General features: G+C 27.0%; 7 protein-coding genes. 1 reads left to right on the forward strand and 6 read right to left on the reverse strand.

What is annotated here, in order from left to right; genetic code table 11:
- Positions 1–104: 104 nt before the first annotated feature.
- Positions 105–1142 (reverse strand): EF-P beta-lysylation protein EpmB, encoded by a 1038-nt coding sequence (epmB, locus tag K0T98_RS02600; RefSeq protein WP_225639298.1) that lies wholly within the window; start codon positions 1140–1142, stop codon positions 105–107.
- Positions 1143–1183: 41 nt separating this feature from the next.
- Between epmB and efp the strand changes: the two genes are divergently transcribed.
- Entirely contained in the window at positions 1184–1750 is a 567-nt protein-coding gene (gene efp / locus K0T98_RS02605; RefSeq protein WP_225639299.1) for an elongation factor P, read from the forward strand.
- Between the two features lie 99 nt (positions 1751–1849).
- Here efp and glmS read toward each other — a convergent pair whose 3' ends face one another.
- The 5 genes from glmS to aceE form a co-directional block, all read right to left on the reverse strand.
- Entirely contained in the window at positions 1850–3682 is a 1833-nt protein-coding gene (gene glmS, locus K0T98_RS02610) for a glutamine--fructose-6-phosphate transaminase (isomerizing) (RefSeq protein WP_225639300.1), read from the reverse strand.
- Between the two features lie 274 nt (positions 3683–3956).
- Positions 3957–5324, reverse strand: a complete 1368-nt coding sequence (gene glmU, locus K0T98_RS02615) for a bifunctional UDP-N-acetylglucosamine diphosphorylase/glucosamine-1-phosphate N-acetyltransferase GlmU (protein WP_225639301.1) — start codon at positions 5322–5324, stop codon at positions 3957–3959.
- 5159 nt (positions 5325–10483) lie between these two features.
- Positions 10484–11893 carry a dihydrolipoyl dehydrogenase gene (gene lpdA, locus K0T98_RS02620; RefSeq protein ID WP_225639302.1) on the reverse strand — a complete coding sequence of 470 codons (1410 nt, stop codon included), beginning with the start codon at positions 11891–11893 and terminating at the stop codon, positions 10484–10486.
- A 306-nt stretch (positions 11894–12199) separates the two neighbouring features.
- On the reverse strand, positions 12200–13912 hold the full coding sequence (locus K0T98_RS02625) for a 2-oxo acid dehydrogenase subunit E2 (protein WP_225639303.1): 1713 nt from the start codon (positions 13910–13912) through the stop codon (positions 12200–12202).
- An 11-nt stretch (positions 13913–13923) separates the two neighbouring features.
- On the reverse strand, positions 13924–16587 hold the full coding sequence (gene aceE, locus K0T98_RS02630; RefSeq protein ID WP_225639304.1) for a pyruvate dehydrogenase (acetyl-transferring), homodimeric type: 2664 nt from the start codon (positions 16585–16587) through the stop codon (positions 13924–13926).
- Between the last annotated feature and the right edge of the window lie 436 nt (positions 16588–17023).

Consider the following 17023-nt stretch of genomic DNA (forward strand, 5'->3'; position numbering starts at 1 on the left):
AAATAATTATTGATAACAATATAATTATTGTTAATATAAATTTTTTAAATAATTCTTAATAGAATCCTTAAACTATTTATTTTGCTAAAATAGAAGTCTTAACTTTAACTCTGTCGCAAACCTAAATCAATAAGAGTTTTGCTTGGTTCTCCTCCTATTTCTCGCGTAAGCTTAGGTACCATATAACCAGAAATCTTTGTAATTAAATTACGCATAATACCTTGAGCCTCATAATCTGAAACCATAAAATGTGCAGTGCCTTGTACTTTATCAAGTAAATGTAAATAATATGGTATAATTCCTGCACTAAAAAGAGCATTACTCAGATCAGCAAGCGTATTAGCATTATCATTTATACCGCGCAATAACACACTTTGATTTAGTAAGGTAACGCCAACTCTTTTTAGTTGTGTCATAGCATCATAGAGTTCTACACCGATCTCATAAGCATGATTAATATGTGTTACTAAAATAATATTAAGACGCGACTTAGAGAAAATATTAATAAGTTTTTTAGTGATACGATCAGGAATCACTACCGGTAAACGAGTATGTATACGAAGACGTTTTATATGTGGAATAGCTTCAGTTGCATTAAGTAACCAGGATAACTCATGATCTTTTGCCATCAATGGATCACCGCCAGAGAAAATAATTTCATCCAATTCCTGGTGTTGATAAATATAATTTAATGCTTGACGCCAGTTAGTTTTATTACCTTTATTATTATTATAAGGGAAGTAACGACGAAAGCAATAACGACAATGTACTGCACAATTATTTTTAACTAATAGTAATACTCTATTAATATATTTATGCAGTAGCCCGGGTACTACAATTATATCATTTTGCTCGTCAACTGGATTATTCGAATACCCAGGAGTTATAGTAAATTCCTTAGTAGAAGTCATAACCTGCAGCAAAAGAGGATCATAAGGATCTCCCTTTTTTATACGACGCGCAAAAGTATGAGGAACTCGTAAAGAGAAAGGATAACGCGCATCATGGCTTTTTTCCAACTGAGGGCTATTAGAAAGTTCTACGTATTCAAGTAACTCTGATGGTTTATTAATAGCATTAGTAAGTTGTTGCAACCACCCTTCTTGATAAGATTGATAATTTTTAGTAAAACTATATACCATGTAAACTATACCCCAATTATAAATAATATCATAGGTATTTTATGACTAACTATTCTAGCAATAATTTTCGTCCTGGTCTAAAAATAATCTTAGAGGGAGAACCTTATGCTATCGAAAGTAGTGAGTTTGTTAAACCAGGTAAAGGACAAGCTTTTACTCGTGTTAAAATGCGCCGTCTTCTAACCGGTACTAGAGTTGAAAAAACCTTTAAAGCTACTGATTATGTAAAAGGTGCAGATATTATTACTTTAAATTTTACTTACCTTTATAATGATAGTGGGTTATATTTTTTTATAAATAAAGAAAATTTTGAACAGCTATCTGCAGATAAAAAAGCTATTGGAGATAATTATAAATGGATGATACATCAGGAGGAGTACCTTATAATTCTATGGAATAATTACCCAATTCAGGTAATTCCTCCAAATTTTGTAGAGTTGAAAGTCATCAATACCGATCCAGGAATAAAAGGAGATACTACTAATACTAGTAGTAAGCCTGCTACTCTAAGTACTAGAGTAGTGGTAAAAGTCCCATTATTCGTACAAATTGGTGAAGTAATAAAAGTGGATACTCGGTCTGGTGAATATGTTTCGCGTATAAAGTAGTTACAAAATAATTAAGGATATCAATATATATTGAATTTATTTTTCCTTAAAATATTTTATGATAAAGAAAAAAATAACTATAAATATATAATACGATCTTTATTCAACAGTTACTGATTTTGCTAAATTACGTGGATGATCAATATCTGTTCCTTTAATTAAAGCAACATAGTAAGAAAGGAGCTGTAATGGCACGGTATAAAATATTGGTGCAATTATTTCTTCTACATGGGGTAGGGAGATCACACGCATACCTACACTATTATTAAAACCAGCATTAATATCGGCAAAAATATAAAGCAAACCACTACGAGCACGCACCTCTTCAATATTAGATTTTAATTTTTCTAAAAGTGTATTATTAGGTGCAATAACTACTACTGGCATATTAGCATCAATAAGGGCTAATGGTCCATGCTTTAACTCACCTGCAGCATAAGCTTCTGCATGAATATAAGATATTTCTTTTAACTTTAAAGCTCCTTCCATTGCAATAGGATACTGATCTCCTCTTCCTATAAATAAAACATGTTGTTTATCCATAAAATCTTCTGCTAGATCTGCAATACCTAGATCCATAGATAGTATTTGTTCAATACGTTGGGGTAACACTTGTAGCGCTTGAATAATATCTTGTACTATCTGATTGGAAATATTATGCAAACGGCCAATATTTACTACCAATAATAATAGTACTGTTAGCTGAGTAGTGAAAGCTTTGGTTGAAGCAACTCCAATTTCGATACCAGCTTTAGTTAAGAGCGCTAAATCAGATTCGCGTAATAATGATGAGCTTGCTACATTACATATAGCTAAAGATCCTAGATAACCATTTTTTTTAGATAAACGTAGTGCCGCTAAAGTATCTGCAGTTTCACCAGATTGCGAAAGTGTAATAATTAAACTATTTTTACGTACTACAGATCTACGATAACGAAATTCAGAAGCAATTTCAACATCACAAGGTAACCCAATAAGAGATTCAAACCAATAACGAGCTACTATACCTGAGTGATATGAAGTACCACAAGAAATAATCTGTATATGTTCTACTTCAGCTAATATTAAATCTGCTTTTTCACCTAGTTCACTTAGATCTACTGATCCATATCTTAATCTATTTTTAAGTGTATTTTTAATTGCTAAGGGCTGTTCGTATATCTCTTTTTGCATATAATGATAGTATACACCTTTATCACTAACATCGTATTTTGTATTCAGTTTTATTTCTGTACGTTTAACATCATTCCCGTATTTATCAAATACTTTGATTATATTACAAGTAACTGAAGCAATGTCACCTTCTTCTAAAAAAATACAATTATTAGTTACTGGTAGCAGAGCTAGTTGATCTGAGGCAATAAAATTTTCATCTATACCACAACCGATAACCAACGGACTACCAGAACGTGCAGTAATAAGTAACTCAGGACTATAACTATCCATTACTACGGTACCATATGTACCGCGTAATTGTGAAATGACGCGCTGAACTACTTCTAACAACGAACCGCCACAATAAAGTTGCTCCCAATGCGTTAGATGAGCAATAACCTCAGTATCTGTTTTAGATATAAAATGATAGCCACGTTTTATAAGCATAATACGAAGTGATTCATGATTTTCAATAATACCATTATGTACAACAGCAATATGCTCAGAAACATGCGGGTGTGCATTTTGTTCAGTAGGTTCTCCGTGAGTTGCCCAGCGAGTATGCGCAATACCGATTCTACCAGTAATTGGATTTTCAATCATCGCATCTTGTAATGCTTGTACTTTACCAACACGACGTATACGTTGTATACTACCCTGGTTATCTGTAACTGCCAACCCCGCAGAATCGTAACCACGGTATTCTAAACGATGAAGACTTTCTAATAAAAAGTTTGTAACGTCATGCCGCGCTACTGCGCCAACAATTCCACACATAGTGTTTGATTCCTATAATAACAACATAATTTTATTTACTATTATATCAAGCTCTATACGCTTTTATTTTTATGTATACTAATTTTTAGAATATAAAATAATTATTTTATAATTTTTTATTTATTATAAATGATTAATTACCTTATAAATAGGTATAAATATTATTTTATTTGCAATGCAATACAGCTAATCAAGCTATTTAAATTAAAAATATAAACACAGGCAAAATAAAGTGTTTCCTTTTAAAAAATATTATTTTATTTATTAACTAGTATTATTTTTTTATTGGGCGCTTCCATGCGGGGACATGCGTTTGTTTAACTCGGCTAATTACTAATTCATTTTTAGCTACATTATTAGTTACCGTAGTACCAGCAGCAATAGTAACTCCATTACTAATGGTAACCGGAGCCACTAGCTGTGTATCAGAACCAATAAATACATGATCACCTATAATAGTCTTTAATTTATTTGCACCATCATAATTACAAGTAATAGTACCGGCGCCAATATTAACATAATCACCAACTTCAGCATCTCCTAAATAGGAGAGATGACCTACTTTAGAGTGATTACCTAAGCGCACTTGTTTCATTTCTACAAAATTACCTACATGTGCCTTTTTAGCAAGATTAGATCCAGGACGCAGATGAGCAAATGGCCCGATAGTACACTTAGCTGCTAAAGTTGAGTTTTCAATTATAGTGTAAGAACTAATTACACAGTCATCACCAATAATACAGTCCTTTAAAATACAACCAGCCTCAATGTGTACACGATTTCCTAGTCTCACTAAACCTTTAATAATGACATTCACATCAATAAAAATATCACGACCGTGAATTAATGATCCACGTAAATCAAAACGAGATGGATCGATAAGCATTACCCCCGCTAACATGAGTTTCTGAGCTTGTTCATATTGATACTCACGCTCCAATGCTGATAACTGTAAACGGTTATTTACATTCTCAATTTCGCTTAGTCGATAAGGATAAACAGTTTCAATAAGACTACCTTCTTCATGGGCTAAAGAAATAATATCTGTTATGTAATATTCTCCTTGTACATTATTCTTATTTAACTTGCTTAACCAACGTTTAAGTTCCCTACTATTAGCAACTAGAATACCAGTATTAACTTCATTAATTTTATGTTGTTCTGCTGTAGCATCTTTATGTTCAATAATTTTAATTACACGATTATTCTTTCTCAATATACGACCGTATCCTGTGGGATCCATTACCCTAGCTGTAAGTAGACCAATACCCCTATAGGGCTTTACTGCTAATAAACGCTGTAGAGTTTCTTTGGAAATAAGAGGCACATCACCATACAACATTAAAATATCTTCATTACAGGAAAAATTTAGCGCAGCTTGCTGCATAGCATGCCCAGTACCTAGCTGCTCAGCCTGTAATACCCATTTAAGAGGCTGCTTGGATAACTTTTCTCTAAGTAAACTTCCATAATAACCATAAACTAAATATATACTCTGTGGTTTTAACTGTATAGCAGTATCAATTACGTGCTGAACCATTGGTTTTCCGGCTAAATTATGAAGTACTTTAGGCATATCAGAATATATTCTAGTACCCTTACCAGCAGCAAGAATAACAATACTTAAAGCGCTATTAGACATAAATAACCTGATTTATTCAAATTTAAAAAGTAAGTAATTTTAATCAAAAATATAGTAATTGCATATTCTTATGCATAAAATTTTTTTAAATTACACCAGTTATAATTAATGTTAATTAAATAATTAAAATAAATAATCAGCAGAATAAAATATATATACTGATATATAAACCATAAATTTATTGTAAAACGTTTATGGAATGTCTTCAAAATATATATTTTATATATCATATTTTTATTATTGATACTATAATTCAAATATAGTTATAATCTCTAATGAGATAAATATACTAAATCAGATATAAGTATTACTATTAAAAATAACTGTATTAGCAATGTTTATGAAAAATATTATTTTAATAAATATTTGATTATCTTTTAATAACTTCTAATGAATATTATTCTAATATATTATTAATTCACTCTATTATTGATTATATTGTTCTTGAACAAATGATTTTTACTATATCTAGGTTAATAATTATTGTATAAAATTTAGAGATAAAATAGTTAATATAGTCTAAAATATATAAATAATCTAATATTTGCTTATGCATTACAAAATACTTACATATATGTAAAATTTTTATCTATAACAATAAATCATTCTTAACACAATAGAATTGATATTACTAAATTATAGTAAAATTAAACCTTACAATCTTTGAATATATATAAATAAAAATACATATCTTCATCTACAGATAATACCATAAGTTATAATATTTTATTAGAACCGGCATACTATATAGCCATCTATTTTATGATTAATATTATTGATTATGTGTGTTTGCTATTTAAATGATTAAAATACCTTAATAAAAATCAATAAACTGTTTTTTCTACTAAAAAGTATCAAAAAATGATCCATATAATATTTTATTATATCCTTATATATTAAAAAATAATATTTAATTAAAGATAATTGTAAAGTCTAAAGAAAACTATGATATTATCAATATATCCTAACTAAAAATCTTATGTTACAAATCTAAAGGTTTTAAGTAGTAAATTCATTATATTATAAGTACTATAATATTTAAGTAATTTAAATTATACTAATTACTAAATCCATATTTAGAAAAATAAGTATACAAAATTTAAGTATTACTTATTTGTCTAATAAAGAGACACGAGAAATATCATCTAATGATAATTGATTCTATCAATATAGTAACAAAATAAATAAAACCCAAAATTCTATACTACAGTAAATATTCTAAATAATGTATTGTAGTATTATATACAAATAGACTATTAAGTCTTTTCTAGGAAAAAGTAATATATTACGATATAACCTTTCTAACTAATACTATTATTTAATACATATATTTTTTATAGGTATAATGAAATATTATTATAAATATTTTAACTATTTAGAAAGATTGATTTTAAATTAATATTTATTATGGTATAGAGCACTCTTTTTATCTAAAGTAAAATTTACTATAATAGTAATATTATATTCTATATATCGTTCTATTAAACGTAATTCTAATTTATATCTATATAAATAATTTATACTAATTAATATAAAGTTTTATATTAATTAGTATTTTTAATCATCATCTTAAATACTTTTATTTACGTAATGGCGTATATGTTTTATTTTTCATAAATAGATCAATTAAATGTTAAAAAAAATAATTATAATATTGATTAGATTATGTTTGACATTAAATATAGTTTTTCTATTTAGGAAATAAAACTGGTCAGTTGGTAAATTACCTTAATAAAAAATTAGTTATACGCCCAACTAAACAAGTATAAATTCATCATATATTACGTAATAATCTATCAATTATTTTTTTAAAATTATTAATATATCTTTGCCTCTAACTTTATTTATATAGATAAAATCTATAATTTTACATTGTAGCATCTACACTAGGTAATAATTAATAATATTATTAACTAATAGAATAAAATACTTATTTTGATTAACTACTAAATTTTAGAAAAATGTATATAATATAAAATATTAATCTGTTGAATCAAATTGTTATTTGTTACGTATTTAATACGTACTATGATATAAAAAAGATTTTATTATATATAAAAATTTATTAAATCTAATATAATGATTAATCTGTAACAAAAATATCAGCAGTTAACGGGATAAGTATATCCTAACAAAAATTATAGATTAAACCTAATTGATTATTATGCAAACAAATATATAAATAATTGTAATTTTGAATATATTTAACGTATAAGTAAGTAATATAAAATAAAAAACCTTTATACTATTTAAATCTTCATATCTTTAAAGATTTTATTTTGTTAACACAGGATAACACATCTTCTTAATAGAAGATAAAAATTTTTATATAAAAATATCTTATCTAGATACTATTTAAAATAGTACTAGATTCATAGCTCTAATAACACCACAATTAAATGTTTACTTATTGCAATAATTAAATTTTACTTCATTAATAAGTATTGAATAAAATTCAATTATATATAGATTATAAAAATCTATAACATAAATATAAATTAATAAATTATTAATTATATTTTAGTAAATATTTGCATGATATCTTCCATATAATATATACCATATATACTCTTATAGAGTAAATACCTATATAAAACTATAATTAAGTATAGTAGTTAATGAAAGATTTTATTGCATTAAGTAAGTTTAGTAAAAACAAGATATACTCACATAATAAAATTATGTATAATTTAATAAATTACAATGTATTTTTATATGACCTGCAATTAAAATGTAGACTGTTATAAAAAATATTAATAATGACTAATTACTAATTATTAAATGTTTTCATATTAGAAAATGAATTTTTCTTATTATTTAATAATAATACATTTAATTATATAAAATGTAATAATTGATATTTTGCTATTGCAAAATACTTTTTATCTAAATAATAATTCAGTGTTTAAAAACTAAAAATAATTATAGATAATCATAATCTAATGATCTATTTATTACGTTTTTAACGTAAGATTAATATCTTATATTATATTAATCAAAGTATTCACTAAATAATTATTTTAACATTTATCTGATATCCTATATACAGAATATATAAATATTTTAGATTTTATGGCGAGTTCTACCTATAGTAAATACTTTAATCTCAGATTAAATACGTACCTAATAATATTAATAAACTAATTTGGAGTATAATGTATATATTACTTGATTTTAGGTATAAAATAGTATAAAAATTAATAAAATATATATTACATATTGTAGTGTAATTTTGTTTTTAATATTATGTACACTGTACATCATGAATATTTATATTTTAGACCAAGACTAACACGTTATACTAATTTCTTTTATTTCTTCTAGTTACTAACTACAATTTCTAGTAAATATCTCACACTAAACTCCGAATATAATTTTATTATTTTAGTATATGATTGTACTTTGTATTAGTGTTATCCAAATAACATATGAATAGTTTTTTCACTCTATATATATTATTTTTTAATTTTTGTAAAAACTGACTACTACCATATGAGACTATGTAAATTACTTTTTATATAAAAATGCTCTAAGAAACTAATAAGATACACCTATATATTCAAAATTTTTTTAGTAGTATATAATATTAACTACTCAACTTAGTTTAATTTAAGGATTAAATATTGGCAATTTTCCACGTCCTATGTTTAATTTTATTGAAAATTAAACATAGTCTATGACTATATATAAAATATAACTTAAGATCTATATAGCATTAGGAATAATAAAAATATCTTGATAAATAATAACTGCATGTCATGTATAAATACACCAATATTATATAATAAAATTAAAGGCCATTTAAAAGGTTTGTTATATAACAAGATAAAATAACCATATCTATTTCTAGTAGCTTATGCATTTTGATAAAATAAAAATCATTTTAATACATACTAGACAAAGGTATGATATATACACTTACTGGTACAAGCAGTGTTAACAGGTAATAACTGTAATTATTTAAATAATTTATCTTATACTATTTATTGAATTTAATAAATAACAGTATAACTTATACAAAATAAGTTTGTTAGTAACATTATTTAATGTAATACGGTATAAAGATATAGTAAAAATAAAAATAAAAATAAAATTAAAAATAAAAATATAATTCTTTAATAATATATAATAATGCAAACATATCTCAACCTATTCATGTAAGTATTTTAACTACATTTAGATATTAATACTTACACTTAAATAAAAATTTTTATTCAACATATTTTATATAAGCTAATTTTGGATGATAATTAAATTGTTATACAAGAGATACAAATAAATATAAATAATAATCATTGTAGCTAATAAATAGTTGATTATTAATCATAATAATGAAGGTATACAATAAAAAAAGAATACTTTCTTAAATTTAAAAGAAATCAATTAAAGTTTTTATAGACTATATTAGATAATTTTTAAAAATATTAAGCTAAATGATGACGTGAAATAATAATATAAAAATAATAAATCATGATTTAATAATGTATTGGATAATAATAATCAATAAACTATATAATAGTAGGTATATCTAATAAAAAATAACTACACTAATTAGTGTCGAAAAATAGAAGAATAATGAATATATATAAAATATTATAGAATAAATATTTTATAAAAATTATGAATTTTAAAACTAACCAAGATTTATACATACAAATATATCATGGTGTGTATTGTATAATATTATCTCAAGAAGATTTTTAATCTTATGTATTTATAAATAATAATTTATAATATCCTTAATGAATGATACAGTAAAGGTATCAAAGAATTCCTTAATTCATATAAAGTTAAAACAAATTGAAGAATATTTATATAAAAATAATATAAATATATAATTAGAAATATTTATTTATTTAATTTATAAAATAGTTTTATATGCAGTATAAAAACATATGTATTACTTAATCAATCAGTACTATTTAATTCAAAAATGTAGAGATTCATTTAAAATGTAATCAAATTAATAGGTTTTCTATACAACTTTTAATAAAATTATAAAATTAACAATATACTAATTAGTATTATTCGTATTTATTTTAATAATTTTGATAAATTTAATAATAAAAAATAAAAAATAAAAATACAATAAAATAATTAATAATAAAAAAGATCTGATATCGATTATATCATTTAATTAAGAAAATAATTTTAAGATATTAAAAAATTAATTTTTCAGTTATATTACCTTCATATATTTCTGCTGCTAACCCAACCGATTCATAAAAAGTTGGATGAGCATGAATAGTTAATGCGATATCTTCAGCGTCACAACCCATTTCTATAGCTAAACCTATTTCACCTAATAGCTCGCCACCATTTGTACCGACAATCGCACCACCTATAATACGATTAGACTTTTTTTCAAAAATTAGCTTTGTTATACCATCGGCACAATCCGAAGAGATAGCACGTCCGGAAGATGACCAGGGGAAAATAGAAATTTTATAGTTAATACCTTTTGATTTTGCTTCTCTCTCCGTAATACCAACCCACGCAATCTCTGGATCGGTATAGGCTATTGCAGGAATCACTCTAGGATCAAAATAATGATCCATACCAGCAATTACTTCAGCAACAATATGTCCTGAATAAATACCTTTATGCGCTAACATTGGCTGACCAACAATATCTCCTATAGCAAATATATGTGGTACATTGGTACGTAGTTGTTGATCAACAGGAATAAATCCATGTGCGTCAACTTCAACACATGCTTTATTTATATTAAGTAATTTACTATTAGGTATACGACCAATAGTTACTAGAACCGCATTATAACACTGTGGTTTATTAGGTGCTATATCCCCTTCCATAGTAACATATATACCATCTTCTTTAGCTTCTACTGCAGTTACTCTTGTTTTTAACATCACGTTTATTTTTTTACTTATACTTCTATTGAGTACCGTTACTATGTCTTGATCAGCATCAGGTATAATTTGATTTTGCATTTCTACTAGATCAATATCAGAACCCAACGCATGGTAAATAGTACTCATTTCTAAACCAATAATACCGCCCCCTATAACCAAAAGTCTTTTAGGGATATATTGTAACTTTAAGGCATCGGTAGAATTCCAAATGCGTGGATCTTCATGTGAAATAAGTGGTAGCTCTACTGGATGAGAACCAGAAGCTATAATAGCGTTGTCGAAATTAATTATAATTTTGTTATTGTTACTTTCAACTTCTATCGTATGTTTACTAGTAAACTTACCTATACCATGAATAACTTTCACGCTTCGTGTTTTAGCCATATTAGCTAAACCATTATTTATATTACTAATAATATTATTTTTCCAGGTACGTATTTTATTAATATCAATCTTAGGATCACCAAAAAATACACCTAGTTTCTTTAATTCTTTTGATTTCTTAATTACTTTAGCTACATGCAATAAAGATTTTGAGGGAATACAACCAACATTCAAACATACACCACCTAAAGTAAAATATCGTTCAATGATAATAGTGTTTAAACCTAAATCAGCACAACGAAAAGCCGCGGAATAACCTGCTGGTCCTGCACCAAATACCACAACTTGAGTTTTTATTTGAGTACTCATTACTACCCTCTTTATTATTTAATAAATAAGTATTTTATAATCAATATTGATACTGATATTATCAAAGCTATTTATTTATTTTATAAATTTATACTTTAATAATAACTTTCTCTATAAATAATAAGATATAATTAATTACAGAGTAGAATTATCAGGCAATCTTATTTACTAAATATAGTTTAGAAAATATTTACTATCCTATATTTATTAATTGAAAGATAAAGCTCGTAAGATTCTATATTTCATAATTTTATCTATTATATTCAAGATATTTTTTAAAAATAATTTTTAATTATGTAATTCTAATTACATAATTAAATAGCGAATATCAGACATAATAGTTGCAATATACGCAACAAAACGAGCACCGGTAGCACCGTCTATCACGCGGTGATCAAAGGAAAAAGATAGAGGTAATATTAAACGCGGAATAAAATCTTTACCATTCCAAATTGGTTGCATAGATGATTTCGATATACCTAAAATAGCTACTTCTGGAGCATTAATAATGGGTGTAAACGCGATACCACCTATACCTCCTAAATTAGAGATAGTAAAACAACCTCCCTGTATATCAGATATAGTAAGTTTACCATCACGTGCTTTCTTGGTAATTAAGATTAACTCTCTAGATAGATCAACTAAACCCTTTTTATCTACTTCATATAAAACGGGAACTACTAAACCACCTGGTGTATCAACTGCTATACCGATATTAATATATTTCTTAATAATTAATTTTTGGTTATTATCAGATAGACAGCTATTGATATATGGAAACTCTTTCAAAGCTTTAGCAACAGCTTTTATTAGAAATACTAAAATAGTTATTTTAATATCCTGTTTTTTTAGCTCAGTTTTATTATTCTCTTGTACACGAAAAGTTTCTACATCAGTAATATCCGCTATTTCAAACTGAGTAATATGGGGTATCATCATCCAGTTACGACTTAAATTAGAACCAGATATTTTTTGAATACGACTTAATGTGACTTCTTCTGTTGCTCCAAATTTACTATAATCAACTTTTGGCCAGGACCATATACTGGATAAATCACTACTATCAGATACTCTCGGAATAGATGTCATATTTTTAATAATATATTGAATATAACGCTGAATATCTTCACGTAGGATACGACCTTTACGTCCAGAACCCCTTACCTGCATTAAATTGATACCAAATTTACGAGCCATACGACGAATCATAGGTGTTGCATGAACATATGTATTATAATTAGTACATTCTTTTTGAAATGTAATATTTTTATCTAAAATAAGAGCATCTTGCTGTTTTTCTTTGATATTGAACTCATTAGCTGATGTCACTTTTTCTTTTTTAGAGTTCTGAATAAACGAACTAGTTTTTAATTTTTCTATTTTTGTATTCATTACTGATTGTTGATCTTTAAGATTATCACTCATTTTAACCATAATATCATTCATTATTTCTGTGCTATTTATATCGAAATATTCAATATTTTGCATTGTTTTCCTTGCTAGAGGAGTGTTAGATGTAGTAACATGTACAGGCTTAACATAAGTAGTTTCAACAGTCATTATTAAAGAACCTGTTCGAACTTGATCACCTACATTAATCTTAATTTCTTTAACTAAACCAGCAAAAGGAGCTGGAACTTCCATTGAAACTTTATTACCTTCTATAGTAATGAGAGATTGTTCTACTTGAATATTATCACCTACTTTTACCATAACTTCTGTAACTTCTAATTCATCAGAACCTATATCTGGTATACTAATATCTTTTATAATAGTAGATGTCAAACTCTTAGATTGAATAGTCATGATTAATTGACCGGTTTTTACTTGTTCACCAACAGAAACTTTAATGTCTTTTATAATACCATCTAATGGGGATGGAATCTCTATATAGACATTATCTCTTTTTATATTTATCAAAGATTGCTCTACTTTTACTGTGTCTCCTATTTTAACCATAATTGCGTTAATTTCAGATTCTTGAATACCAACATCCGGTACATAAATTTTAATAATCATTTTTGTACCTCTTATGATAAACGTGGATTAATTTTATCTGGATTAATATTAAATTTTTTTATTGCATCAATTACGATAGAGGGTTTTATTTCACCACATTTAACTAACACACCTAATACAGTAACCACAACATAAGACGCATCAACTTCAAAGTAATTACGAAGATTTTCTCGGCTGTCTGAACGACCAAAACCATCAGTACCAAGAACCAGATAATATTTAGCTGGAATATAATTACATACTTGTTCTGCAAATAATTTTATATAGTCAGTAGAAGCAACTGCTGGAGCATTATTCATTATCTGAGTGATATATGGTATACGTGGAGTTTTAGTTGGATGTAGTATGTTCCAGCGCTCACAATCTTGACCATCACGAGCTAACTCAGTAAAAGAAGTAACACTATATATATCAGAACCTATATGGTATTCTTCATTCAGAATTTTAGCTGCTTTACGAACTTGACGTAAGATAGCTCCTGATCCTAATAACTGTACCTTACCCTTAATACCTGGAAGTGTTTCTAATTTATAAATACCCTTGCAAATACCCTCTTCTACACCATAAGGCATAGCTGGCATGTAATAATTTTCATTCATTGTCGTTATATAATAGTAAATATTTTCCTGATCTTTACCATACATGCGTACTAAACCATTATGTATAATAACCGCAAGTTCATAAGTATATGCTGGATCATAAGATACACAGTTAGGAATAGTTAGAGCCTGAATATGACTATGACCATCTGCATGTTGTAAACCTTCACCATTTAATGTGGTACGACCTGAAGTACCACCTATAAGAAATCCCCGAGCCTGTTGATCACTGGCAGCCCAACATAGGTCCCCTATGCGTTGAAAACCAAACATAGAATAATAAATATAGAACGGAATCATTGGAAAATTATGATTACTATAAGAAGTTGCAACCGCTAACCAAGAAGATGCTGCTCCTAATTCACTTATTCCTTCCTGTAAAATCTGACCTTTTTTATCTTCTTTATAATAAGATATTTGCTCTTTATCTTGAGGTATATACTGTTGTCCATGGGGGTTATATATACCTATCTGACGAAATAAACCTTCCATACCAAAAGTACGTGCTTCATCTGCTATAATTGGAACCAGACGATCTTTAAGAAAAACATTATTTAACATTATTTTTAATATACGAACAAATGCAGTAGTGGTAGATATTTTTTTAGTTTGCTCTTGTAATAAAGAACTAAAATCTAATAGTGCAGGTATTGTGAGATTTTTAGTTAAATTATTTAAACGAGTTGGTAAATATCCTTGAAGAGACTGACGACAATTATGCAGATACCTATATTCTTCTGAATATTTACTAAATGTAATATATGGTAGTGTTTCTATTTTAGAATCAGCTATTGGTATATTAAAGTTATCACGGAACTGCCGTAAGTTATCCATATTCATTGTTTTAATTTGGTGAGCAATATTCTTACCTTCTGCAAGGCATCCCATACCATAACCTTTTATAGTATGGGCTAGAATAACAGTTGCTTGTTCTTTATTGTCTCGTGCTTGTTTTAATGCTGCATATATTTTTTGAGGATCATGACCACCACGATTTAATGACCATATTTCTTCATCGCTCATGTCCTTTACTAGATTTAAAGTTTCAGGATAACGACCGAAGAAATTTGCACGAATATAAGCACCATTTTTAGACTTAAAAGTCTGATAATCTCCATCAGTAGTTTCATTCATAAGCTGAATTAGTTTACCATTAATATCTTTGCGTAGTAACTCATCCCAACCTCCTCCCCATATAACTTTGATAACATTCCAACCAGCTCCTGTAAAAATACCTTCTAATTCATTAATTATTTTACCATTACCGTTTACCGGTCCATCTAAACGCTGCAAATTACAATTAATAATAAAGCAAAGGTTATTTAGTTTTTCTCGAGTAGCTATAGTAATAGCACCTTTAGATTCTGGTTCATCCATTTCACCATCTCCTAAGAAAGCGTAAACATTTTGTTTAGAAGTATTTTTTAAACCACGATGCTCTAAATACTTAAGAAACTTAGCTTGATAGATTGCATTAATTGGCCCTAATCCCATAGATACAGTTGGAAATTGCCAGAAATTAGGCATTAATTTAGGGTGAGGATAAGAAGATAACCCCTTACCATGTACTTCTTGACGAAAATTATTCATTTGTTCCTCAGTTAATCGACCTTCAAGAAAAGCACGCGCATAAATACCAGGAGAAATATGGCCTTGGAAGTATACTAGATCACCACTATCTTTATGATTACGCGCTCTAAAAAAATGATTAAAACAGACTTCATATAAAGTAGCGGAAGATTGGAAAGAAGCTATATGACCACCTAGTTCTAAATTCTTTTTAGATGCACGTAAAACGGTAATTACTGCGTTCCAACGAATAGCTGAACAGATACGATCTTCTATATATAAATTACCTGGGTATATAGGTTCATCTTCTACTGGAATGGTATTTATATAATTGCTGTTTACCATTTTAGGAAGACAATGGATACCTTTTGTATGAGTTATATTTAATACTTTTTTAATCAAAAAATAAGCTCGCTCTATACCTTCTTGACGTATAACAGATTTAATAGCCTGTTCCCAGTCACTGGTTTCGATTGGGTCCACATCGTTATCTAAAAGTTCTAACATAGTTTATTCCTTATTTATTTAATATTTTTTTTAAATCATATCTTAGTGTATCCAAGCTTTATTAGAAATTCAGGTATATTTTAAATATTTAATTAAATTAGTTTGGTTATTTATTTTTCTTAAGAGGAGTTATATTTACATCTTATTTCAAATTAAATATATGTAGTATATTATTTGTATATTTTAAAATATTTAAAAACTTAAATAATATCTAGTAACTTAGTATTATGACGCTAAAGTATATTTCTAGAAGAAATTGATATAGAAATAGTTTTCATTCTTATATACTTTTAAGTAATTTTATTAATAACTATTTAACTAATAATTTTAATATTTTAGTTGTAATAGGATATTATCCTAAATAAACCATTAAGGTCACTAATGACTAAGTCATTATTTCCTAGATGATGAATAATCCATCCTAAAATACTAGTAT

This window comes from Candidatus Profftia sp. (ex Adelges kitamiensis) (genome assembly GCF_020342455.1).
Classification (GTDB): domain Bacteria; phylum Pseudomonadota; class Gammaproteobacteria; order Enterobacterales; family Enterobacteriaceae; genus Profftia.